Raw genomic sequence first — 24866 nt, forward strand, 5'->3', positions numbered from 1 at the left:
CAATGCCTTATAACCACCCGGAAAATATTTCCCAAAAGCGGCCGCTTTAGGCTATAATCTTGCAATCTCACTGTATAAAAAAACAAATATAGGCTAACTAATGGATTTTTCTTTATTACTTGATGGCTTGAATGATAAACAACGCGAAGCAGTCGCTGCGCCTATTGGCAATTATTTGGTGTTAGCAGGGGCTGGTTCAGGTAAAACCCGTGTACTGACTCGCCGTATCGCGTGGTTAATTGGTGTAGAAAATGTGCCTGAATCAAACATTTTAGCGGTAACTTTTACCAACAAAGCTGCTAGCGAGATGCGTCATCGTATCGAAAGTACACTTTTTCAAACGAGCAATCATTCTATGTTTGGTATGTGGGTGGGCACGTTCCACAGTATTGCCAACCGTCTGTTACGTTCTCACTATTTAGATGCTGACCTTCCACAAGATTTTCAGATTATGGACAGCGAAGACCAAGTCCGACTGCTCAAACGTTTGCTGAAATTACACAATATTGATGAAAAACATTTTCCCCCAAAACACGTGGCTTGGTATATCAATGCCCAAAAAGATAAGGGGAATCGAGCTAAAGATATTGAACATCACAATGATCTGAATGAGAAAAAATTGGTTGAAATTTACCAGCTTTACCAAGAAGCGTGCGACCGTGCAGGCTTATTGGATTTTGCGGAATTACTAATTCGCACCTATGAAATGTTGAAGAAAAAGCCGCTAATTTTGCAACGCTATCAACAACGCTTCCAGCATATTTTGATCGATGAGTTCCAAGACACCAACAATATTCAATATGATCTGATCCGACTACTTGCGGGTGATTCGGGCAAGGTAATGATTGTAGGCGATGATGACCAATCGATCTACGGCTGGCGTGGGGCACAGGTCGAAAATATCCAGAAATTCCTGAAAGATTATCCAAAAGCAGAGACGATCCGCCTAGAACAAAATTACCGTTCTACAGGGCATATTTTATCTGCAGCGAATGAGCTGATTGCCAACAATGATAACCGTTTGGGTAAAAATCTCTGGACAGCAAGTGGTAATGGCGATCCTGTTGAAATTTATTGTGCCTTTAATGAACTAGACGAAGCCCGTTTTGTTGCCTCACAAATTCAGCAATGGAAAGAGGATGAGGGCAGCTATTCAGAATGTGCCGTGCTCTACCGCAGTAATAGCCAATCGCGTGTGATTGAGGAAGCCTTAATTCAAACGAACATCCCATACCGCATTTATGGTGGTATGCGATTCTTCGAACGCCAAGAAATCAAAGATGCATTAGCATACCTTCGTTTGATTGCCAACCGCCAAGATGATGCTGCTTTTGAGCGGGTAGTCAATACCCCACCGCGTGGTATTGGTGATCGCACCTTAGACACTATCCGCCAAATTACTCGCACACGTTCAATCACTCTTTGGCAAGCAGTGCAAGTAGCGTTAAAAGAAGAGCAACTTTCTGGCCGCTCCGCGTCCGCTTTGCTTCGCTTTGTGGAACTAATTAACGCAATGGATGAGGAAACTTCAGAAATGGCACTTGCCGAACAAACCGATTTTGTGATTAAAAAATCTGGTCTGTATGAGATGTACAAGCAAGAAAAAGGTGAGAAAGGCGAAGTTCGCATCGAAAACTTAGAAGAGTTGGTCACTGCAACCAAACAATTTACCCCGCCAGAAGAAGCGGAAGAGCTCACACCATTAACCGCTTTTCTAACCCATGCATCATTAGAAGCAGGCGAAGCACAAGCCTCGCCACATCAAGAGTATGTTGAGCTGATGACACTACATTCTGCCAAAGGGTTGGAGTTCCCACGTGTGTTTATGGTTGGGGTGGAAGAGGGAATTTTCCCAAGCGGAATGAGTTTTGACGAAGGGCGATTGCAAGAAGAACGTCGCTTGGCATACGTGGGCATTACTCGTGCGAAACGTAAACTAACCATTAGTTACGCCGAACTTCGCCGCCTTTACGGCAAGGAAGAACGCCATATTCCATCGCGTTTTATTGCTGAATTACCAGAGGAAAATATCCGAGAAATTCGCTTACGTGGCAACATTAACCGTGCGGCAAATTTCGGCGCCGTTGCAAAACATCCGCCAAAAACGACCGCTTCCATTTTAGAAGATGATATTTGGAAAATGGGGCAGAAAGTTTATCACGCTAAATTCGGGCAAGGCACGATTATCAACGTGGAAGGCTCAGGCGAAGCTACTCGCTTGCAAATTGCGTTCCAAGGTAATGGCATTAAGTGGCTAATTGCGAAAATGGCGAAACTTGAAAAAATGTAGTTCTTAATATGCCTAGGGCTTTCGCCCTAGGTTACGCATAAATTAGCCCTTACAGGGCTACAAAGTGAATTGTATATGCAGTTTTTTGATACACACACTCATCTTGATTACTTGGCGGAAGCACTTAATCTATCCATTCCACAGCTAGTAGAAAATGCTGGTAACGCAGGCGTGCAGAAAATGCTTATCGTGGCGGTTTTTGCAGAAAATTTTGAAAAAGTGACCGCTTGTGCTCATCAATCACCCGAGCGCCTACGCTATGGCTTGGGGCTACATCCACTCTATATTCACCAACACAAACGATCTCATTTAGATTTGTTAGAAAGCCGATTAAGCGAGCGAGATCCGCTCTGCACTGCGATTGCAGAGATAGGGCTTGAAAAAGCAGTGGCAGATGTGGCAACGTCTGAGCTTTGGCAAAAACAATGCGAATTTTTAGAGGCACAACTCGCTCTTGCCAAGCGGTTTAATTTACCCGTTAATTTGCATTCTCGCAAAACGCACGACGTGTTATTTACCTTTTTGAAAAAAGCAAAATTAACCAATACGGGCGTAGTGCACGGCTTTGCGGGTAGTTACGATCAAGCCAAACGCTTTGTTGATCTTGGCTACAAAATTGGTGTCGGTGGTACGATTACCTATGCTCGAGCCAACAAAACACGAGAAGCGATCAAAAAATTACCGCTTGATGCGATCATTTTAGAAACTGACTCCCCCGATATGCCTGTTTTTGGCTTTCAAGGCGAACCAAATCGTCCAGAACGCGTAACAGAAACTTTCCGTCATTTATATGAATTGCGGGAAGAAGAGCCTAAAAAAATTGCGGAAATAGTGTGGGGAAATAGTTTGAAGCTATTTGGGGGAATCATTAAGTAATTTCTTCGTCAATAATTTCTGCCACAAACGCTTGTGCTTGTGGCAGAAGTTATTGACAAAGAGTATATTTAATTAAACTTATTTATAGGAATTTAAAAACAAACAATGTCATTTTTTACTTATTTTTATTTAGAAAACAGAATGTATTTCCAAGATTATTTTAAATACATTGCTATTTTTGCCACTCTTGGTGGTCTCTTTTTAGTTATCTCATTATATTTACGCCACAGATTAGAAACTAAATATCGAGATTTAAGTATTATTTTTTTACTACTTATTATTTTTCTGCTTGGTGTGCAATATACGCAATATGAGCAAAATCAAGTGTATGCGAATGATACTTCACGCATTGTAACTTTCTTAAATTCAGTTAAAGATGCTCAAAATTTAAAATCGGAAGAAGTATTAGTAAATAGTCAAAAATTAACAAATGGAATGATTTTAAATATTAAAGATAAATATTATCAGGTAAATTTTAATAATGATTTTACCGCTTACGCACTCTCTGAAATAAATTTAGTGAATCCTAATATCAATATTATTGATAAGGGAGGGAAATAATGGAAAGCTATACATTTCTTGCAATCAAGTTAGCAATCGGCATTATAGGCTTGGTACTACAAATTAACTTAATGGGAAAAGGCAATCTTGCGCCAACTTCTGCCATGGATCAGGTGCAAAATTATGTGCTAGGTGGCATTATCGGTGCGGTTATCTATAACGATAACATTGGCATCTTTCAATTCTCGTTGGTGTTGATTTTGTGGACATTACTGATTTTTACCCTTCGCTTCATCAAAAATCACAACCAATTGGTAAAATCAATTGTTGATGGTCGCCCTGTTTGGGTCATTCTCAACGGTAAAGTACAAGCAGGCGAATGTATGAAAAACGGAATTTCTGCCCACGATTTAATGTTTAAATTACGTGCAGCAGGCGTTTATGAAATCGCGTCGGTGAAACGTGCTGTGCTAGAACAAAACGGGCAACTTTCTCTCATTCAATATGGCGATCAGGATTTACGCTACCCGCTGATTATTGATGGACAACTCGACTACGATATTTTAGACATCATCAGTCGAGATGAAGAGTGGGTTAAAGCCGAGCTTGAAGCTCAACAATTGACAATCAATCAGGTTTATATTGGTGAGTATTTAAACGGACAGTTAATTACCCATTTATATGAAAGAGTCTAGTATAAAAGCCTAGCCTGCCCGTAAAACTTGCTGCGTAAAAATATCCCGAATTTCTGAAGGGTTGGTTCGCCCTTCGGTTTCAGCTTCTAACACGGGGAAATCTTTGCCAAATTGGGCGTAAACTTGACCGCTTGTACGACAAGGCGGTAAGCCTGAAAGATTGGCGCTGGTCGATGTAATTGCCGATTGTGTGCTTAAACACAAGGCTTCCACTGCGGGGGTTCGGCAAAGTCGCATTGCAATCGAGTTGAACTGCCCGGTGAGAAAACGAGGTAAATTCGGTTTAGCGGGCATAATCCACGTAATTGCTTGGCGGCCAATGTTGCCAAAGCGTTGCCATTGCTCATCACTCAATTTGGTTTCATCCAAATAAGGTAAAAGCAGTTCTACCGTTGGGGCGATTAAAATCAGCCCTTTTTTCTCTTCGCGTTTTTTCAAGGCAAGCAATTTTCGAACCGCTTGTTCACTATTCGGATTGCAACCTAAACCAAAAACGGCTTCGGTTGGGTAAGCAATCACTTCATTTTGTTGAAATTGCTCCACGATTTTTTGCAAATTATTCATCTTTTTTTACCGCTTGTTCTGTTTCTTGTTCTTCAAAAATATGCTGACACGCCTTATTTGCACATTGATAGCCTTTTTTGCCTTTGCGTAGCACGGCTAACGTAAAATGACACACTGGGCACGCTTTCTCAATTGGCTTGCTTGCAAGCGTAAATCGACATTTCGGGTAGCCTTCACAGCCGTAGAAAATCTTGCCCGTTCGCCCTTTCCTTGCGACTAAATAATGCTTTTTACACTCGGGACAAAGCCATTTTTGTTCAGTTTCGGGTTGCTCTTCTTGCACAATAAAATGACATTCTGGGTAATGGCTACAGCCAATAAACATTCCATTTTGCCCTTGCTTAATTTGTAGCAAATGTCCACATTCAGGGCAGGTTTCGTCTAATGTTTTAATGACATATGAACTTTGGTGTAATGGTTTGATGTAGCTACAATCAGGGTAACGCAAACAACCTAAAAACAGCCCATGTTTACCTTGCTTGAGTTGAAGTAATGCCCCACATTCGGGGCAGTATTCTTCTTGTTTGGTTGATTTAAAAAGTGACATTCTATCTCTTATTCGCTTTTAATTTAGCCATTAAATCGGCAATATTTGAGGACACTTTATCTACTTTTTGCTCTTCCGTCATTTTGGGTTTATCACTTTCCCACACTAAATCATCTTGCGGAAGCTCTAATAAAAAACGACTCACTTCAGGCTTAATAATTTCCCCATATTGACGGCGTTCTTTGCAGAGGGAAAAAGTCAGGGTTTGCTGAGCACGGGTAATGCCCACATACGCCAAACGGCGTTCTTCTTCCACATTGTCATCATCAAGGCTGTTTTGATGAGGCAAAATACCCTCTTCCATACCAATCAAGAAGACATGTGGAAACTCTAAGCCTTTAGAGGCGTGTAAAGTCATCAGTTGCACTTGATCTGCCTCATCGTCATCTTCACCACGCTCTAACATATCGCGTAAAGTCAGGCGGTTGACGACTTGAACAAGCGCCATTGGAGCTTCAATTTCATCGCCCTCAAGCATACCTTGTACCCATTCAAACAGTGTTTGTACATTACGACTTTGCATTTCTGCCGCTTTAGGCGAAGTAGCTGTTTCGTAAAGGTAAGCCTCATACTGAATTTTCGCCAACAGATCTTTTACAGCCTCAATCGGGTCTGAACGTTCCGCCTGATCGGCAATTTCCACAATCCAGCGGGCAAAATCTTGCAAGGCTTGATAAGGCTTTGGCGTAAGGCGCTGAATCAGCTCAAAATCAAAAATTGCTTCAAATAGGCTCACTTGTTTTTCATTCGCCAACTGCCCTAATTTTTCCAAGGTTGCCGATCCAATTTCTCGCTTCGGCGTATTCACAATCCGTAAAAATGCTGCATCATCATCTTGATTCACAACAAGGCGAAGATACGCCATCATATCCTTAATTTCCGCCCGCGAGAAAAAGCTCGTACCGCCCGAAATTTTGTATGGAATACGGTTTTGCATCAGCAACTTTTCCAGCAAACGCGACTGATAATTGCCGCGGTAAAGAATGGCATAATCTTTGTACTTGGTCTTTTTGGAAAAACGATGAGCAATGATCTCCCCCACCACACGTTCTGCTTCGTGTTCCTCATTTTTGGCTTCAATCACATTCAGCTTTTCGCCTTCGCCTAGCTCTGAGAAGATTTTTTTGTCGAAAATATGTTCGTTATTATCAATCAAAATGTTGGCACAATGCAAAATGCGTTGGCTAGAGCGGTAATTCTGCTCCAGTTTAATCACTTTTAGATCAAAATCTTCCCGCAAACGTTGCATATTTTCAGGCTTAGCCCCACGCCACGAGTAGATCGACTGGTCATCATCACCCACAACGGTAAATTTCGCATTTTCGCCGACAATCAGCTTAATCAGCTCATATTGGCTGGTATTGGTGTCTTGATATTCATCCACCAACAAATAGCGAATTTTATTCTGCCAGCGAGCTTTAGCTTCAGAAAATTGGCGAAACAGCAACACGGGCAGCATAATTAAGTCATCAAAATCAAGGGCGTTGTAGGCTTTCAGCTGATTTTGATAAAGCTGATAAAAGTGCGAAAAAACGCGATCTTGCTCCGTTCTGCAGTGATGTATCGCCATTTCGGGTGAGAGTAGATCATTTTTCCAATTTGAAATAGCAGAAATCAAGGCTTTGAGCAAATCTTTATCTTCCACCACATTTTCAGGCAACAAATGTTTAAGCAATGCAATTTGATCGTGTTCATCAAACAACGTCATTCCTGATTTAAAACCAAGTAATTTATGCTCACGTTTGAGAATTTCAAAACCGAGCGTGTGGAAAGTAGAAATGGTTAGCCCTTTGCTCTGCTCTTTACCGATAGAATGCGACACCCGCTCCCGCATTTCACGAGCAGCTTTGTTGGTAAAAGTGACCGCAGCAATTTGCTTTGGCGAATAGCCACAGTTTTCGATGAGATGGGCAATTTTGTTGATGATTACCCGCGTTTTACCCGATCCGGCCCCTGCTAACACAAGGCAAGCCCCATCGACATATTCCACCGCTTGTTGTTGTTGGTTATTGAGTTTCATGGTTTATTTATCTCATTTTTCTATCGCTTGTTACGCATCCCACTGCATTTTCAATGGATTTATCCCAATTTTAGGGCTATTTAAGCCGAGCTTTAATTGCTCAATCTGTTGGCAGATGTGGTTAGTTACACCCTCTGCTTCTGCCATTTTTTCTGGCGTAACACCTTCAGGTTGGATGCCGAATAAAATCGCATCCAACAAGCGTTCAGCGTGCATTCCTTCACGGCAGTAGTGCAATACGCCTGCATCTTGGAAGCAAGTAGCGACCTGAGCGATTTTTGTCGTAGCGATGCCTAATGCTCCATCTTCACCGCCCAGTTCGCGGAAAAGTTGATTTTGCGGGAAGCCTCCACAGGCAAAGAAAAAAGCACGGCGAAAAACGACATTGCCTCCGCAAGTCATCCGCATATGCTGCCACGCATACTCAAATTGCGGATGCTTTGCATATTTTTCTGCAATTCCGACCGCTTTCAAATCCAAGCGAACCAAACTTACATCGGGGCAAAACTCAAATACTGCTTGTGCCACTTGCAAGGCTTGCGGTTCGTAGGCATCATCTGCATCTAGAAATGCGATAAGTGCAGCCTCACTTTGCAACGCTCCCCAATTTCTTGCTTTTGCTACACCTCCATTCTTTGACATTTGCTCGATACAAATTTTTTCGGGGAATTGTGTTTGTAGTGATAACATTAGTTCAAATGTGCCATCAGTTGAGCCATCATCCACTAGCCAGATTTTGCCTAATTCCAACTGATTTAACGCACTTTGTACCGCCCGCACTAAGGTTGTTTCCGCGTTGTAGCATGGGATAATCACATCAATCATACAAATCTCGCTCCCGTTTCATCGACTGCCAAAATCGAGGCGTAATTATCTTTCCAATCGCCTAACACAATGCGAGTAAAGCTCTGTTCTTGATGAATATGCTCACGGTGCGTATGCCCGTGAATAAGCCGTTCCGCCCCAAATTCTGCCACTTTTTGAGCAGTAAATTGAGGGTTTACATCCATAATCTCAAAAGATTTTGATTGCTTATCTTGCTGGCTTTTAGCTCGAATTTTATTGGCAATGTTCAATCGGATAAACAGAGGCAAGCAAAGGAACAATTTTTGTCGCCATTTTTGATGCAGTTTTCGGCGGAATTGTTGATATCTCACATCATCAATGCAAAGCGTATCGCCGTGGCAGAGCAATGTTTTTTTACCATATAAATTATGCAGTTGATAATCTGGCAAAATCTCCATTCCCGTTTCTCGGGTAAAGCGTTTACCGATTAGAAAATCACGATTTCCGCAAATAAAATAGCATTTTACACCGCTTGCGGTAAGTGTTCGAATGGCTTGTTTTACCTCATCAATCAGCGGAGATTGCTCGTCATCACCAATCCAGAAATCAAACAGATCGCCTAAGATATAAACCGCCTCTGCAAGCGGTGCTTTTTGCTGCATAAATTGCAAAAAGAGCGTAGTAATTTTGGGATGCGATTCGCTTAAGTGCAGGTCGGAGATAAAGTAAATCATAGTGGTTTTATGAGTGTTCAAAATTGACGGTAATGTAGCGAAAAATGACAGAAACTGCAAAGGAAATGCAGATTCATCAATGCTGTGTGCTTATTTTACTAAATATCATCAAAAATCCACCGCTTATCGCTCAAAAAGTAAATTTTTACTTTCAAAATCAAGTTATTCACTATATGATAGCGAATTGATTTATTCTCATTTCGCGTTGCAAATCAAGCAATTTTTATTGAATTTGCAATTCATTTTCTCAACTCTCTTCATAGGGGAAAACAACAGTAAATGGAAAAGTTAGATAACAAACCCATTATCGAACTTCGCAATGTTACCAAAAGCTATGGTAGCAAAACGATTCTGAAAAATTTGAATTTAACCATCAACGATGGTGAATTTTTAACGATTTTAGGTCCTTCAGGTTGTGGTAAAACAACTGCGTTACGTTTAATTGCGGGCTTTGAAGATTTAACAGAGGGTTCAATTATTCTTGATGGTCAAGATGTATCTAATATCCCTGCTGAGCAACGCCCTGTGAATACCGTATTCCAAAGCTATGCTCTTTTCCCACATATGACCATTTTTGAAAACGTGGCTTTTGGCTTACGTATGCAGAAAGTACCAAGTACAGAAATTGAGCCGCGTGTAATGGAAGCGTTACGTATGGTGCGCTTAGAAGATCGTGCACAACAAAAACCAGCACAACTTTCAGGTGGTCAGCAACAACGTATTGCCATTGCACGTGCGGTGGTAAACAAGCCAAAAGTATTACTTTTAGATGAATCGCTCTCAGCACTTGACTACAAATTGCGTAAAGAGATGCAAAATGAGTTGAAAGCCTTACAACGTCAATTAGGCATTACCTTTATTTTCGTGACTCACGACCAAGAAGAAGCCTTAACGATGTCGGATCGTATTATCGTCATGAATGCAGGTAAAATCGCACAAGATGGTACACCACGTGAAATCTACGAAGAACCGAAAAACTTATTTGTGGCACACTTTATTGGCGAAATTAACGTATTTGATGCAACCGTGATTGAATGTGTTGACGCAACCAACGTGAAAGCGAACGTAGAAGGTCGAATCTGTAACATCAAAGTGGAAGATTTAGACGTTCAACCAAACCAAAAACTCAAAGTGTTGCTTCGCCCAGAAGATATTGTGATTGAAGAATTAGACGAAGATGAAAGCTCAAAAGCGATCATTGGTCACATTATCGATCGTAACTATAAAGGTATGACGTTAGAATCTAGCGTGAAACTCGATCACAATGGAATGAATGTATTAGTTAGCGAATTCTTCAACGAAGATGATCCAAATATCGACCACGAAGTCGGTCAAAAAGTGGCATTAACGTGGCACGAAGGTTGGGAGGTTGTCCTAAACGATGACGAATAATAAATTCCAAAAAGGAACGGTGGCAACCATTTTCGGCTGGCTTTTACTTTTCGTATTAGTGCCGAACTTGCTGGTGTTTGTCATCAGTTTCTTAACTGAAAATCGCCAAAGCCAATACTTTGTTGATTTCGCATTTACATTGAGTGCTTATCAAGCTCTCTTTAATGACACCTACGCTACAGTTCTTTGGAACTCCTTATATATGGCAGGGATTGCGACATTCTTCTGTTTGATTATTGGCTATCCATTTGCGTTTATTATTGCAAAATTGCCTGAGAGAGTACGTCCAATTTTGCTGTTCCTTGTAGTGTTGCCATTCTGGACGAATTCGCTGATCCGTATTTACGGGATTAAAATTTTCTTAGGCGTGAAAGGCGTGCTGAACGAGGTGCTATTAGCCATCGGGATTATCAATGAGCCATTACGTTTGTTGAACTCAGAGCTTGCGATTATTATCGGCTTGGTTTACATCTTGTTACCATTTATGATTTTACCGCTCTACTCTTCAATTGAGAAAATCGACAACCGTCTGTTAGAAGCGGCGAAAGACTTAGGTGCAAATGCGTTCCAACGCTTTATTCGCGTAACCATCCCGCTTACGATGCCAGGAATTGTATCAGGCTGCTTATTAGTGCTTCTTCCAGCGATGGGGATGTTCTACGTAGCAGACTTACTCGGTGGTGGTAAAACACCATTGGTGGGTAACGTAATTAAGAGCTTGTTCTTAAATACCAACCAGTTTGCATTAGGTTCAGCGGTAAGTATCGCATTAACCATTTTAATGGCGTTAATGCTCTATGTTTACTACCGTGCCAATAAATTACTCAACAAAAAGGTGGAACTTGAATAATGAAAAAGACATTTAGAAATCTTTTTATGTTCGCGGTTTTTGCCTACCTTTATATTCCGATTATTATCTTGGTAGTAAACTCGTTTAATGCGGACAGATACGGCTTACAATGGAAAGGCTTTAGCTGGAACTGGTATGAGCGTTTATTTAACAACGATACTCTTGTTCAAGCCACATTAAACTCGGTCACCATTGCATTTTTTGCGGCAACATTATCAACGATTTTAGGGGCATTAACCTCAATCGCCCTTTATCGTTATAAATTCCGCGGTAAACAAATGGTCGGCGGTTTGCTCTTTATTGTAATGATGTCGCCTGATATTGTTATGGCAGTATCAATGCTCGTGCTCTTTATGATGTTAGGCATTCAACTTGGCTTTATCTCATTATTGATCGCACACATTACCTTCTGTTTGCCTTATGTGGTAATTACCATCTCAGCCCGCTTGAGCGACTTTGATGGCAAAATGCTGGAGGCGGCAAAAGATTTAGGCGCAAGCGAAGTGACGATTTTACGCAAAATTATCCTACCGCTTGCATTACCTTCAATCATTTCAGGTTGGTTATTAAGTTTCACTATCTCGCTTGATGACGTGGTGGTTTCATCATTTGTAACCAGCCCAAGCTACGAAGTGTTACCGCTTAAAATCTTCTCACTTGTGAAGACAGGCGTAACCCCAGAGGTAAATGCACTGGCAACCATTATGATTGTGTTCTCACTTTCACTCGTGGTTCTAAGCCAATTAGCATTACGCCAAAAACACTAATTTTAAATCTAAATAGCCCACGGTTTTGTGGGTTATTTTTTATCAAGGAATCTTATGCTTATCCAACAATCCATCGAAAAGAAATTAACCGAAACTTTTGCCCCAACCTTTCTACAAATCGAAAACGAAAGCCATATGCATAGCTCCGGTCGTGGCTCAGAATCACACTTTAAAGTGACGTTAGTAACAGAAGCATTTAACGGCAAGCGCAGCGTAGCTCGCCATCAATCAATCTATCAATGTCTCAACACAGAGTTAGAAGGTGGCGTTCACGCATTAGCATTACATACTTACACACCAGAGGAATGGCAAGCCATCGGCGAACAAAGACCAGATTCCCCACGTTGTGCAGGCATTGGGCTTTAATTATTACAAGCGGTCAATTCGCAACTTTATTTTACAAACTGAATAAATATCTTGATAACAAGACCTAAAAAAGCTAAAATTAGCTCGTCTTTTTTATTGATTCGGTGAGATGTCCGAGTGGTTGAAGGAGCACGCCTGGAAAGCGTGTATGTGGGAAACTGCATCGGGGGTTCGAATCCCCCTCTCACCGCCATTGAGTAAGAAAGTATGTTTTCATAGATATTTCCTTGGTTAAGTTAAAGTAGTTATACTTTATTTAATATTCATCCCTAAGCCCTTTTGCTTAGGGATTTTTTTTATGAAAAACTTTTCTAAAATCTGACCGCTTATTTTTTATCTCTTCTGCTAAAATATGCCTATATTCGAACAATAAACTAGGTGAATTTATGAAAAAATCCCTCATTGTTCTATTGATCGGCTCCATTATTCTCAGCTCTTCACTTTCCGCCAAACCTAAAGAAAAATCTGAAAAAACCGAAAAACGCAGAAATAATACCGCATTAGTTGTGGGTGCCGTTGGTGGTTACCTTATCTATAAACATTACAAAAACAAAAAAGAGGAAAAGGCTCATCAAGAACAAGAAGCCCATGAACATCAAAGAGAGTATGATCGCAACTATGAAGATCAATATGATTCTGAAGATTATGATGAGAAAAACAAAGATTGTGAAGAGGATTGTGAGGAAGAAGAGTAAAAAATAGCGGTAAGATTCTGCAGAACTTTTGCAAAATCTTACCGCTTAGTATATAAAACTAATTATTCTCTAAACTCAATCTCATATTGAGATGAAATTTGCGGGTTTAACATTAGAAGTTGTTTTATAGTTTCTTCTGCTGACGTTTTAGCTTGTTGAGGAAGTTCGCTTTCCATAATTTTTTTCTCTATTTCTAAACGTTGATCTCCAAAGAATTTTTGATAATCTTTGATATTCCAACTAGAGAATAAGGATGTTGATTCATCGAAAATTTTCATTGAGTTCTCATCTAATTCATTAGAAAGAATTTTTATTTCACCTAAATTAGATATTATAATTTTTTTTCCTTTAATTTCAGCTGATACATGAGATAGATCAACACCTAGGGTTGCCTTACCATTATAAGAGATAATGAATCTTTTTGAAGTAAGAGGTAAATTAAAACCATAAACACTCTTTTTATTCTCAAACATCGCAGTATTTGTGTAAAAGTATTTATAACTTACCAATTCTTTACTTTGTTTAACATAATTTCCTATGTACATACTATTTAATTTAGCACTTTCTTCCTTAGTATTAATAAGGCTATTATAAATAGGAAAAGTAATTAAACCACTTATAAAAACAAAGATAATAAAAATTACTCTAACCATAGTCGTCTAATATAAATTTTAATCAAGATAGGCTATTGCTAAGCCAAAGAGTTATAAAAACTACTCCACCAATTAATAATAAACCTAACAGTATAGTTGGTAAATTATCACAAAATTCTTCTAATAAAGCCTTTAATATATTACAAGCAAAATTAAGAATAAATAATCCAATAATGATCTCAAAAATAATAGCTATTATCATAATATAATATCTAATAATGAAGTTCCAAAGAAGTAGTCTAAAGTATAAAAAATAGGGTAAATAGCAGATTTAAACATACTTAACCCCGTAGCGTTTTCCATTAAGAATGGAGCAATCAGAACCCTAAATATCAATAAATAAGCGAAAAACATTAAAATTATTCTAATTATAATATTTATCACTCTTGTATAAATACTATCAACAGCTTCTGATGTAACTCTTCTCGCAATTACTCGCTCATCCTCTCCAAAGAAATAGTTCATTGTTTTTTTAAATAGGCTTAAATTTCTTGTTTCTTTACGTACCCCATCTAATACTTTCTTATAAGTCTGATTGTAAATAAAACTATTCAAATTAAATTTATATTTAAACGCTATTTGTAGAAATGTTGGTAATTGCCTTATGGTCTATATAGATGCCTCAATAATGGAGGCCAAATATACGCTACAAACAACCATGATTGCTAACTCTTTACTGAATATTTTAGGAATTAAAAGCGTTGCAATAAGAAATAAAATGACATTAAAGAATAATTTAACAATGCTTTCAGTTTGATAAATTAACACTGTATGTAGAATTTCTCCTTTAGCTTCTTTGATCCCATTATTAATAGCATCTGAAACTTGTCCTTTTACAACTTTTTTAACTGCAAGAATAAAAGGTGGAACAACTAATAGTACTGGTACCATATAATTCCTCACTAAAATCAATTAAATAAACCAAAACAGTTTAAAATAAAAGCCAAATTAGTTAAACTGTAGCTTTAAAAATTTTCGATAATTTTTATCTATGAAGATAAAAAACGAAAAAGATAAATTTAGCGAAAGGCTGGCAACCGCAATTAAGGCTGAATACCCTAAAGGCCTTACAACAAGCCAAATTGCTATTAAATTTGGGTTATTACACCCAACAGATGCCGTCACGCCTCAGGCAGTTTATAAATGGTTAAATGGTTTAGCGATTCCCTCATTTGACAAGATAGAGACACTCTCGAAATGGTTAAATGTAGAACCAAATTGGTTAAGGTACGGTGGTGAAGAGGAGCAGAATTACTCCGCATTAGATGAAGTTTTAATCCGTTTAATAAAAGATCTTAACGATCAGCAAAAGAGCATTATTGTGAGCTTGATTACCTCTTTTAAGTAATTTGACTAGCAAGTGCTCAAACTCTGCAAAACTTTTGCAAAATCCATTCGCTTGTTTCCTATATTTTCGCCCTGTTTTCAAGTAGAATAGGGCAAATTTTTTTATGAGGAATAGAAGATGTCATCTCAATTTGTTTATACGATGCATCGCGTGGGCAAAGTGGTTCCACCGAAGCGTCATATTTTGAAAGATATTTCTTTGAGCTTCTTCCCTGGCGCGAAAATCGGGGTGTTGGGCTTAAATGGTGCGGGTAAATCGACCCTTTTACGTATTATGGCGGGTGTAGATAAAGAGTTTGAGGGCGAAGCTCGTCCACAACCAGGAATCAAAATCGGTTATCTTCCGCAAGAGCCAAAACTTGAGCCGCAACAAACCGTGCGTGAAGCGGTGGAAGAAGCCGTTTCAGAAGTAAAAGGCGCCCTAACCCGTTTAGATGAAGTTTATGCACTTTATGCGGATCCTGATGCGGATTTTGATAAATTAGCGGCAGAACAAGCCAATCTTGAAGCGATTATCCAAGCACACGATGGACATAATTTAGATAACCAATTAGAGCGTGCAGCAGATGCGTTACGCTTGCCAGATTGGGACGCAAAAATTGAGCATTTATCCGGGGGTGAACGCCGCCGTGTAGCACTTTGCCGCTTATTGCTTGAAAAACCAGATATGTTGTTATTAGACGAGCCAACCAACCACTTAGATGCGGAATCGGTGGCGTGGTTAGAACGCTTCTTACACGACTACGAGGGCACGGTAGTGGCGATTACCCATGACCGTTACTTTTTAGATAACGTGGCTGGCTGGATCTTAGAGCTTGACCGTGGTGAGGGCATTCCTTGGGAAGGCAACTACTCTTCTTGGTTAGAGCAAAAAGAGAAACGTTTAGAACAAGAACAAGCGGCTGAAAATGCCCGCCAAAAATCTATTGCGAAAGAATTAGAGTGGGTTCGTCAGAATCCGAAAGGTCGCCAAGCGAAAAGCAAAGCTCGTATGGCACGCTTCGATGAATTAAATAGCGGCGAATACCAAAAACGTAACGAAACCAACGAACTCTTTATCCCACCTGGTCCACGCTTGGGAGATAAAGTGATTGAAGTTCAAAACCTCACTAAGTCTTACGGTGATCGCACTTTAATCGACGATTTATCATTTAGTATTCCAAAAGGTGCCATCGTTGGGATTATCGGGGCAAATGGTGCGGGTAAATCAACCTTATTCCGTATGTTGTCAGGTCAAGAACAACCAGATTCAGGTTCTGTGACAATGGGAGAAACCGTTGTGCTTGCTTCGGTGGATCAGTTCCGTGATTCAATGGATGACAAGAAAACCGTGTGGGAAGAAGTCTCTAACGGACAAGATATTCTGACCATTGGTAACTTTGAAATTCCAAGCCGTGCATATGTTGGACGCTTCAACTTCAAAGGCGTTGATCAACAAAAACGTGTTGGCGAATTATCCGGTGGTGAACGTGGTCGTTTACACTTAGCTAAACTTCTACAACGTGGTGGAAACGTGCTGTTATTGGACGAACCAACCAATGACTTAGACGTTGAAACCTTGCGTGCCTTAGAAAATGCGATTTTAGAATTCCCAGGCTGTGCAATGGTGATTTCCCATGACCGTTGGTTCTTAGACCGTATCGCAACGCATATTTTAGATTACGGTGATGAAGGTAAAGTCACGTTCTATGAAGGTAACTTCTCAGACTACGAAGAGTGGAAAAAGAAAACCTTAGGCGATGCAGCAACCCAGCCGCACCGTATTAAATATAAACGAATTACGAAGTAATTAAAGTATTAGATAAGCGGTTAGATTTTGCAAAAAATTTGCAGAATTTGACCGCTTTATTTTACTGTTCTCATCTCAAGCAATCGTTTGCTATTGAATAATAATTCAGAGGTAAAATTAAATATAAAGGGTATATTTAATACCAAAAATTTAGTACTATCAGCCATCTTTTTTTAAGTAATACAATGAAATTGTTCATTTTTTCAATGAGCTAAGAGGAGTATTTATGCTGACAATTGACGCTAATTCGCTACCGCCACCACCACGCAAACCAAGGTTCTATGAGGTTTTATATGTGCAAGTTATTTTTGCCATTATTGTCGGGATTTTATTAGGGCATTTCTTTCCAGAGTTTGGGGAAAGTTTAAAGCCATTGGGCGATGCGTTTATTAAACTCGTGAAAATGATTATTGCACCTGTGATTTTCCTAACCGTGGTAACGGGTATTGCGGGTATGAATGATATGAAATCGGTTGGGCGTGTAGCGGGCAAAGCAATGCTCTATTTTTTAACCTTCTCAACATTGGCGTTGGTTGTGGGGATGGTTATCGCCAATATTATTCAACCTGGGGCGGGGCTAAATATTGATCCGAGCACACTGCAATCTACGAAGGTGTCAGAATATGTGAGCAAGGCACAAGAAAGCTCAATGATTGCTTTCTTTATGAATATTATTCCAACCACGGTGTTAAGCCCGCTCACGGAAGGGAATATCTTACAGGTACTATTTGTCTCTGTATTATTTGGTATTTCTTTAGCTTCAGTCGGCGAGCATGGTAAACCTATTACAGATTTGCTGCAAGTTGCTGCAGCACCAATGTTTAAATTGGTCTCAATTGTGATGAAAGTCGCGCCTATTGGTGCACTAGGAGCAATGGCATTTACGATTGGCAAATATGGATTGCATTCTATCAGTAATTTAATGTTGCTCATTGTAACCTTTTATATTACCTCGATTTTATTTGTGCTTTTAATTCTTGGGGCTGTGGCTCGCTATAACGGTTTCTCCATTGTTGGACTTATCCGTTATATCAAAGATGAACTTTGGCTAGTTTTAGGCACTTCTTCTTCAGAAGCAGCATTGCCAAATTTAATGCAAAAAATGGAAGCTGCTGGTTGTAAAAAATCAGTGGTAGGATTGGTTGTACCAACAGGTTATTCATTTAACTTAGATGGTACAAACATTTATATGACGATGGCAGCCTTATTTATTGCTCAAGCGACCAATACCGATTTAACCATAGGGCAGCAAATCACTTTATTATTGGTGGCAATGCTGAGTTCTAAAGGTGCGGCTGGCGTAACGGGCGCAGGCTTTATTACTCTGGCGGCAACCTTGTCTGTTGTGCCTGGATTACCCGTGGAAGGAATGGCACTAATTCTAGGGATTGACCGTTTTATGTCAGAATGTCGTGCTTTAACTAATTTTATTGGTAATGCGTGTGCAACCATTGTGGTTGCTCGTTGGGAAAATGCGTTGGATAAAGAGCAATTAGGTAAAGCAATGCGTGGTGAGTTAGTGGTTAAAACAGAAATGCACTAATAGCAAATAATGTGAAATAGGCTTTGAGTATGTTATGCTCAAAGCCTATTTTTATATAAGGAATGTGAAATGAACCAATATGCCGTGTGGGGCAATCCCATTGCTCAAAGTAAGTCACCTCGTATCCATCAGCTTTTTGCGGAACAAGCGGGCAAAAATATGAGTTATGTTGCAAAATTGGGCGATGAGCAAGATTTTGAGCAGCAGCTCACTGAGTTTTTCAAACAGGCTCAAGGTGTGAATATTACCGCACCATTTAAAGAAAGAGCATTTAAGTTAGCGGACGAGCATAGCGAAAGCTGTTTGTTAGCAGGGGCTTGTAACACGTTGAAACGCTTGGAAGATGGGCGTTTGTATGCGGATAATACGGATGGCGTAGGATTGTGTAATGATTTGGCTCGTTTAGGTTGGTTAAAAGCGGGGCAGAAAGTCTTGATTTTAGGCGCAGGCGGTGCAACAAAAGGTGTATTACTGCCAATGTTACAGGCAGAGCAAGTAATTACGCTATATAATCGAACCTTTGAAAAAGCAGTTGATTTAGCCGAGAAATTTGCAAAATTTGGCAATATTCAAGCCGCTTGTTGGGAAGAGATATGTTCTCAAAAATTTGATTTGATCATCAATGCCACTTCGCTTGGTTTGCAAGGGAAATGTGTGGAACTGCCTGCTCATCTTTTCCAAGATGCTTTTGTTTACGATATGCAATATGCCCTTGAGATGAAAACGCCATTTTTGAATTATGCTAAAGCCAATGGAGCTATCAAATATCAAGATGGCTTGGGAATGTTAGTGGGGCAGGCTGCCGTTTCATTCCAATTGTGGGAAGGGATAATGCCAGATGTTGATCCTGTTCTCAGACAATTAAAAGCAGAAATGAGTAAATAGCACTATTTCGAGCTGTTATTTAATAAACAAAAAAATGCTGTTTTTATGCCAAAGTGTTGAAATTGTCGGCAAAAGAGATAAAAATTACATTTTTTGCGAAAAAACGTTTGACGAGCAGGGATAAAATCAGCATAATGCACCCCGTAAACCGATACGGTGAACGCAAAATAAAATGGCTACATAGCTCAGCTGGTTAGAGCACAACACTCATAATGTTGGGGTCGCAAGTTCGAATCTCGCTGTAGCCACCATTTGCGGGACTGGCGAAATTGGTAGACGCACCAGATTTAGGTTCTGGCGCCGAGAGGTGTGTGGGTTCAAGTCCCTCGTCCCGCACCATTTAGGTTTACAAAAATTAGTGTTGGGGTATCGCCAAGCGGTAAGGCACCGGGTTTTGATCTCGGCATCCCTAGGTTCGAATCCTAGTACCCCAGCCATCTAATTACTTTCAATAAAATCAAATATAAAGCTAACATTTGTTAGTTTTTTTTCTTTTGGGGTATCGCCAAGCGGTAAGGCACCGGGTTTTGATCTCGGCATCCCTAGGTTCGAATCCTAGTACCCCAGCCATATTATCCAATTTTTATAATTTTCCTTTTTAATTTTATTTGCATTTTATTCTATTGTATTTGCTTCGTTTATCACTTTTGATTTCCTTAAAAATTCATTAAAATACCCCTAATTTTTTATAATTAAATTAAAGGAAATCACCATGCAAAAAATCAACCCAACTAGCACAGTGGCTTGGCAAGCATTAGAAGCACACAAAGCAGACAATCTTACCATTCCACAGCTTTTCGCAGAAAATCCAAACCGTTTCGAACAATACTCTTTAAATTTTGCCGATCAAATCCTTGTCGATTACTCCAAAAACGCTATCAATGAAAAAACCTTAGGTTTATTACGCCAATTAGCAAGTGAATGCGGTCTAGCATCAGCAACAGAAGCAATGTTCACTGGGCAAAAAATTAACCGCACAGAAAATCGTGCGGTACTACATACAGCATTACGTAACCGTTCAAACGCTCCTGTTTTAGTGGATGGTAAAGATATTATGCCTGAAGTGAACGCTGTATTAGCAAAAATGAAAGATTTTTGTGAGCGTGTAATTTCAGGTGAATGGAAAGGCTATACAGGCAAAGCGATTACCGATGTGATCAACATTGGTATTGGCGGTTCAGATTTAGGTCCTTATATGGTTACTGAAGCACTTCGTCCATATAAAAACCACCTCACAATGCACTTTGTGTCTAACGTGGACGGCACGCACATTGCAGAAACCTTGAAAAAAGTGAATCCAGAAACAACGCTTGTGTTAGTGGCTTCGAAAACTTTTACTACCCAAGAGACTATGACCAATGCACACACTGCACGCGATTGGTTATTGGCTGCAGCAAAAGATGAATCTGCGGTAGCAAAACATTTTGCGGCACTTTCAACAAATGCAAAAGAAGTGGAAAAATTTGGTATTGATACCAACAATATGTTCGAATTCTGGGATTGGGTGGGCGGTCGCTACTCGCTTTGGTCTGCTATCGGCTTATCTATCGCTCTTTCAATCGGTTTTGAAAACTTTGAGCAATTGCTTTCAGGTGCACACGAAATGGATAAACATTTCCGCACCGCACCAATCGAGCAAAACATCCCTGCAACCCTTGCATTAGTAGGAATTTGGAACAGCAACTTCTTAGGTGCAGAAACTGAAGCATTATTACCTTATGATCAATATTTACATCGTTTTGCAGCTTATTTCCAACAAGGTAATATGGAATCTAATGGTAAATTTGTGGGACGTGATGGCAAAGCGGTAAACTACCAAACAGGCCCAATCGTATGGGGCGAACCTGGCACAAACGGTCAACACGCATTCTATCAATTGATTCACCAAGGTACCAAAATCATCCCTTGTGATTTCATTGCACCCGCTCAAACACACAATGCGGTAGGCGATCACCACGCAAAATTACTCTCAAACTTCTTTGCTCAAACAGAAGCATTAGCGTTCGGTAAATCAAAAGAAGTGGTTGAACAAGAGTTCTTACAAGCGGGTAAAAAATTGGAAGAAGTTGCAGAAATTGTGCCGTTCAAAGTATTTACAGGCAACAAACCAACCAACTCAATTTTGGTGCAAAAAATCACTCCATTCACATTGGGTGCATTGATTGCGATGTATGAACACAAAATCTTTGTTCAAGGCGTAATTTTCAATATCTACAGCTTCGATCAATGGGGCGTAGAACTCGGCAAACAATTAGCAAACCGCATCTTACCAGAGCTTCAAGGCAGTGAAAAAGTAACCAGCCACGACAGCTCAACGAATGGTTTAATCAACCAATTCAAAGCGTGGCGTTAATTTTGTAATTTAACTATGATTCAAGCGGTGCGATTCGTAAAACTTTTTGCAAATTGCACCGCTTATTTTTTGATATGGCAATTATTTTAGGCATAGACCCAGGCTCAAGGCTCACTGGCTACGGTGTAATCCGCCAAACAGGGCGACATTTAGACTATCTTGGCAGTGGTGTGATTCGCACTGCAGCAGACGATCTTCCTACGCGTTTAAAACGCATTTATGCAGGCGTCACCGAAGTGATAACCCAATTCCACCCCGAAATGTTCGCAATTGAACAAGTCTTTATGGCAAAAAATGCCGATTCGGCTCTTAAACTTGGACAAGCTCGTGGCACGGCAATTGTCGCAGCAGTGAATCACGATCTTCCAGTGTTTGAATATGCGGCTCGATTAGTGAAACAGACGGTAGTAGGTATTGGTTCAGCTGACAAAGTGCAGGTGCAAGATATGGTAATGCGAATGCTGCAACTTTCCGCCAAACCACAAGCAGATGCGGCAGATGCGCTTGCCATTGCGATTACTCACGCACACTCTATTCAGCATTCCTTAGTCGTAGCAAAACAAAGTAGCCAAAAAGTAAATAGCGAAAAAGAACAAATTTTAGCCTTAATGAAAACTCGTTACAGCCGCGGGCGTTTTCGTTTAAAAGGCTAATAGGAGGGAAAAGTGATTACCAAACAATTCTTTGTTTTTGGACGAGTACAAGGTGTAGGCTTTCGCTTTTTCACCTTACAACAGGCGGGGAAACTAGGCTTAAAAGGCACAGTCAGCAACCGCATTGATGGCAGTGTAGAAGTAATAGTTCAAGGCACAGAAGATCAAATATCCTTAATGCGAGCTTAGCTTTTGGATGTACCGAAAACAGCAACGGTAGAAAGAGTAGTTGAGAATAATTATGTTGAAACACGAGAACTAGAGCGATTTTCGATTATTGGGTAGTCATCTCTATTTATGAGATATTCTCTGATATTGTAAAAATTATGCTCCAAATAATATTGACTCGCATTAAAAACTCCCATATAGTTACGCCACTTTTTTGCAAGTAAGAATAATTCTTATCTTTCTTTATTTTGGAATCTACATATGAAATTGAAAAACACCCCACTTTCTGTTGCTGTGCTTACAGCGCTTTCTTCTTTTGCATACGCAAACACTGCTGATTCAGTGAAACTTGATGTTGTTCAAGTTGTTTCTGAAAATGCAGGAGCAAAAAGCAAAACTAATGTTGTAACCTTAAAAGATCTTCAAAAATCGACCAACGAAGATTTAAGAGGTGTATTAAGTGCTGAACCTGCAATTAACTTCGGTGGCGGTAACGGTGGCACATCGCAATGGGTGACTATTCGTGGTATGGGTCAAGACCAAATTGATTTCAAAGTAGATAATACTTCAAGCGACACCCCAGTTTTCCATCACCAAAGCCGTTTTATGTTAGATCCAAGCCTTATTAAACGTATTGACGTACGTAAAGGTGCAGGTTCTGCAAGTGCGGGCATTGGTGTAACCAGTGGCTCTATTGAAGCCACGACGGTTGATGCAAAAGATTTATTAGAAGAAGGTCAAGAGTTTGGTTTCAAACTTAATGCTGGCGTAAGTAGCAATAAAGGCCACTCACAAGGTGCAACTGTTTATGGTAAAGCAGGCGTTGTAGATGCATTATTAAGCGGTAACTGGCAAACTCTTGAAAATTACAAAGGCGGTAAAGGCTATTCAAATAAAGATGGCTCTGATGTGGTTAAAAATAGTGCGTTAGGACAACGTGGTCTATTAGCCAAATTTGGCGTGGATATTACAGAAAATCAACGCGTTGTGTTAAGCCATCGCCAAGAACAATATCACGGTGAACGAGCATTACGCGAAGAGTTTGATTTCTCACAATCTTATTTAGCAGGTACAAGTCAAGATCTTAAAGCTGGTCAAACATTAAGTCGTGTTTTGGCAGGTAAAGATAGACGTGGAAATAACACCTATTATATTTTAGATTCAAACGGTGCCTTGATTGCGAATGATGCAACTAATAACCCTCGTTATCGTATTACGACACAAGATACGACAAACTTAGAGTGGAGTGGTAAAAATATGGGCTTCATTACTGAAGCAAAAGCAAATGCTTACCGTATTGAAACCTCACGCAAAGAACCTGCCGAAAATAGTACTACACGTGTTTTAACTCACGGTGCAAACTTAGATTTAGATTCCGAGATTGGTGAAAGTCACTGGTTAAAATATGGTGTAAATTATCGTCATCAAGAAGCAAAACCAAATTCAATTCAAGAAATAGCTCGTGATCGTGCAACGGGTCGTATGGTTGCAACAGGTGTAAAACGCAACCAACAAAAAGAAGATGTGGGTTTATATGTTGAAGGGATTTGGGGCTTTGGACCTGTTACATTAACCACAGGTGCACGTTACGATCACTTTAAATTCAAAGCGAACAGTGGCAAAACCGTCAGCCACGCTGATTTCAATCCAAGCATTGGTTTAATCTGGCAAGCGTTAGATAATTTAAGTTTCAATACTAACTTAAACTATGCAAGCCGTAGCCCACGTATGTTTGAAGCGATGTTAGCAGGCAATACATTACGTGATGTTTCAGATAATCTACGTGCAGAAAAAGCACGTAACACAGAAGTGGGTTTCAATTATGATGTAACTAAAAACATCTCATTAAACGGTAGCTACTTCTGGCAAAAAGTAAAAGATGCTCACGCGACTAAAGCTAACACCATTGTAAATGCTGCACTACTACGTAACCAAGGTTATGAATTAGGCGGCGCTTATAAACAAGGTGGTTTCAAATTCCGTGTAGGCGTTGCCGAAAGTAAACCAGAAACCTTCACATTTAACAATGCAAGTTTAGATCATGCCGTATTTGCAGTAGCAACAGGTCGCACTTGGACAACATCCGTTTCTTATAAATTTGAAAATCCAAGTTTAGAATTAGGTTGGAAAGGTCGTTTTGTTGAAGGCGAAACAGGCACACCAAGTCGCGGGTCAAATGCTGGTTCAGCGGCAATCAAACAATCAGGGTATGGTGTGAGTGATTTCTATGCAAACTGGGAAGCAAACAAAAACTTAATGCTTAATTTTGCGGTAAATAACGCATTTAACAAAAACTATAAGAGCCATAGCCAACGTGCTGGTGGTAATAGTTTAGCGGGTGCAGGTCGTGATTTCCGTATGAATGCAACTTACACTTTCTAATTTCATAATA

The 24866-nt window shown here is 40.0% G+C and carries 24 protein-coding genes and 5 tRNA genes; 22 read left to right on the forward strand and 7 right to left on the reverse strand.

From position 1 onward, the window contains the following. The first annotated feature begins 100 nt into the window (after positions 1-100). From uvrD to B0184_RS01805, 4 genes are all read left to right on the forward strand, one after another. On the forward strand, positions 101-2290 hold the full coding sequence (gene uvrD, locus B0184_RS01790) for a DNA helicase II (RefSeq protein WP_005710299.1): 2190 nt from the start codon (positions 101-103) through the stop codon (positions 2288-2290). Between the two features lie 75 nt (positions 2291-2365). Beyond that, positions 2366-3166, forward strand: coding sequence for a TatD family hydrolase (locus B0184_RS01795; protein ID WP_005710314.1), 801 nt, complete (start codon positions 2366-2368; stop codon positions 3164-3166). 105 nt (positions 3167-3271) lie between these two features. Continuing rightward, complete coding sequence (locus B0184_RS01800) at positions 3272-3727, forward strand: DUF3290 domain-containing protein (protein WP_005710179.1); 456 nt, start codon at positions 3272-3274, stop codon at positions 3725-3727. After that, on the forward strand, positions 3727-4362 hold the full coding sequence (locus B0184_RS01805) for a DUF421 domain-containing protein (protein WP_005710176.1): 636 nt from the start codon (positions 3727-3729) through the stop codon (positions 4360-4362). Before B0184_RS01800 ends, B0184_RS01805 begins: the two co-directional genes overlap by 1 nt. A gap of 9 nt (positions 4363-4371) precedes the next feature. Here B0184_RS01805 and tsaC read toward each other — a convergent pair whose 3' ends face one another. Genes tsaC through lpxH form a run of 5 tightly spaced genes read right to left on the reverse strand, consistent with a single transcriptional unit; the run spans position 4372 to position 9013 of the window. Then, the gene (gene tsaC, locus B0184_RS01810) at positions 4372-4926 is read right to left on the reverse strand and encodes an L-threonylcarbamoyladenylate synthase type 1 TsaC (protein WP_005710333.1); all 555 of its coding nucleotides are present in this window, start codon (positions 4924-4926) and stop codon (positions 4372-4374) included. Beyond that, entirely contained in the window at positions 4919-5473 is a 555-nt protein-coding gene (locus tag B0184_RS01815) for a DNA topoisomerase family protein (RefSeq protein WP_005710181.1), read from the reverse strand. Before B0184_RS01815 ends, tsaC begins: the two co-directional genes overlap by 8 nt. A 1-nt stretch (position 5474) precedes the next feature. Then, positions 5475-7493: a DNA helicase Rep gene (gene rep / locus B0184_RS01820; RefSeq protein WP_005710199.1), complete on the reverse strand. Its 2019-nt coding sequence runs from the start codon at positions 7491-7493 to the stop codon at positions 5475-5477. 30 nt (positions 7494-7523) lie between these two features. Continuing rightward, entirely contained in the window at positions 7524-8318 is a 795-nt protein-coding gene (locus B0184_RS01825; protein WP_005710168.1) for a glycosyltransferase family 2 protein, read from the reverse strand. Then, positions 8315-9013: a UDP-2,3-diacylglucosamine diphosphatase gene (gene lpxH, locus B0184_RS01830; protein WP_005710228.1), complete on the reverse strand. Its 699-nt coding sequence runs from the start codon at positions 9011-9013 to the stop codon at positions 8315-8317. Before lpxH ends, B0184_RS01825 begins: the two co-directional genes overlap by 4 nt. 279 nt (positions 9014-9292) lie before the next feature. On the opposite strand from lpxH, the gene potA reads away from it, so the two are divergent. From potA to B0184_RS01865, 6 genes are all read left to right on the forward strand, one after another. Beyond that, complete coding sequence (gene potA, locus B0184_RS01840) at positions 9293-10405, forward strand: spermidine/putrescine ABC transporter ATP-binding protein PotA (protein ID WP_005710145.1); 1113 nt, start codon at positions 9293-9295, stop codon at positions 10403-10405. After that, on the forward strand, positions 10395-11255 hold the full coding sequence (gene potB, locus B0184_RS01845) for a spermidine/putrescine ABC transporter permease PotB (protein WP_005710296.1): 861 nt from the start codon (positions 10395-10397) through the stop codon (positions 11253-11255). The genes potA and potB overlap by 11 nt, the downstream gene beginning before the upstream one ends. Then, entirely contained in the window at positions 11255-12022 is a 768-nt protein-coding gene (gene potC / locus B0184_RS01850; RefSeq protein WP_005710286.1) for a spermidine/putrescine ABC transporter permease PotC, read from the forward strand. The genes potB and potC overlap by 1 nt, the downstream gene beginning before the upstream one ends. 54 nt (positions 12023-12076) lie before the next feature. Then, the gene (locus B0184_RS01855) at positions 12077-12388 is read left to right on the forward strand and encodes a BolA family protein (RefSeq protein ID WP_005710172.1); all 312 of its coding nucleotides are present in this window, start codon (positions 12077-12079) and stop codon (positions 12386-12388) included. A gap of 103 nt (positions 12389-12491) precedes the next feature. Then, positions 12492-12581 (forward strand) — tRNA-Ser (locus tag B0184_RS01860). 193 nt (positions 12582-12774) lie between these two features. Beyond that, positions 12775-13083: a DUF3824 domain-containing protein gene (locus B0184_RS01865; protein ID WP_005710189.1), complete on the forward strand. Its 309-nt coding sequence runs from the start codon at positions 12775-12777 to the stop codon at positions 13081-13083. A gap of 62 nt (positions 13084-13145) precedes the next feature. On the opposite strand, the gene B0184_RS01870 is transcribed toward B0184_RS01865, so the two are convergent. Together B0184_RS01870 and B0184_RS01885 are read right to left on the reverse strand one after the other, a co-directional pair. Then, complete coding sequence (locus B0184_RS01870) at positions 13146-13736, reverse strand: DUF4230 domain-containing protein (RefSeq protein ID WP_005710327.1); 591 nt, start codon at positions 13734-13736, stop codon at positions 13146-13148. A 609-nt stretch (positions 13737-14345) separates the two neighbouring features. Next, a complete protein-coding gene (locus B0184_RS01885; protein WP_039851682.1) occupies positions 14346-14627 on the reverse strand; it encodes a hypothetical protein in 282 nt (93 codons plus the stop codon). Between the two features lie 100 nt (positions 14628-14727). Here B0184_RS01885 and B0184_RS01890 point away from each other — a divergent pair, with 100 nt between their 5' ends. The 12 genes from B0184_RS01890 (at position 14728) to B0184_RS01945 (ending at position 24856) form a co-directional block, all read left to right on the forward strand. Next, entirely contained in the window at positions 14728-15084 is a 357-nt protein-coding gene (locus B0184_RS01890; RefSeq protein WP_005710217.1) for a helix-turn-helix domain-containing protein, read from the forward strand. Between the two features lie 117 nt (positions 15085-15201). Then, on the forward strand, positions 15202-16872 hold the full coding sequence (ettA, locus tag B0184_RS01895; protein WP_005710213.1) for an energy-dependent translational throttle protein EttA: 1671 nt from the start codon (positions 15202-15204) through the stop codon (positions 16870-16872). Between the two features lie 226 nt (positions 16873-17098). After that, positions 17099-18415: a dicarboxylate/amino acid:cation symporter gene (locus B0184_RS01900; protein WP_005710229.1), complete on the forward strand. Its 1317-nt coding sequence runs from the start codon at positions 17099-17101 to the stop codon at positions 18413-18415. A gap of 69 nt (positions 18416-18484) precedes the next feature. Then, positions 18485-19300: a shikimate dehydrogenase gene (aroE, locus tag B0184_RS01905; protein WP_005710159.1), complete on the forward strand. Its 816-nt coding sequence runs from the start codon at positions 18485-18487 to the stop codon at positions 19298-19300. A gap of 174 nt (positions 19301-19474) precedes the next feature. Continuing rightward, positions 19475-19551 (forward strand) — tRNA-Met (locus tag B0184_RS01910). A 3-nt stretch (positions 19552-19554) separates the two neighbouring features. Next, positions 19555-19639 (forward strand) — tRNA-Leu (locus B0184_RS01915). A gap of 23 nt (positions 19640-19662) precedes the next feature. After that, positions 19663-19737: transfer RNA gene (locus B0184_RS01920), tRNA-Gln, on the forward strand. Between the two features lie 58 nt (positions 19738-19795). Continuing rightward, positions 19796-19870 (forward strand) — tRNA-Gln (locus B0184_RS01925). A 142-nt stretch (positions 19871-20012) separates the two neighbouring features. After that, positions 20013-21653: a glucose-6-phosphate isomerase gene (pgi, locus tag B0184_RS01930; RefSeq protein WP_005710195.1), complete on the forward strand. Its 1641-nt coding sequence runs from the start codon at positions 20013-20015 to the stop codon at positions 21651-21653. A 74-nt stretch (positions 21654-21727) separates the two neighbouring features. Further along, entirely contained in the window at positions 21728-22306 is a 579-nt protein-coding gene (gene ruvC / locus B0184_RS01935; RefSeq protein WP_039851695.1) for a crossover junction endodeoxyribonuclease RuvC, read from the forward strand. A 12-nt stretch (positions 22307-22318) separates the two neighbouring features. Then, the gene (locus tag B0184_RS10805) at positions 22319-22495 is read left to right on the forward strand and encodes an acylphosphatase (protein ID WP_005710329.1); all 177 of its coding nucleotides are present in this window, start codon (positions 22319-22321) and stop codon (positions 22493-22495) included. Between the two features lie 240 nt (positions 22496-22735). Further along, positions 22736-24856: a TonB-dependent receptor domain-containing protein gene (locus B0184_RS01945; protein ID WP_005710185.1), complete on the forward strand. Its 2121-nt coding sequence runs from the start codon at positions 22736-22738 to the stop codon at positions 24854-24856. The last annotated feature ends 10 nt before the right edge of the window (positions 24857-24866 follow it).

It is taken from the genome of Haemophilus paraphrohaemolyticus, assembly GCF_002015045.1.
In the GTDB taxonomy this organism is placed as follows: Bacteria; Pseudomonadota; Gammaproteobacteria; order Enterobacterales; family Pasteurellaceae; genus Haemophilus_A; species Haemophilus_A paraphrohaemolyticus.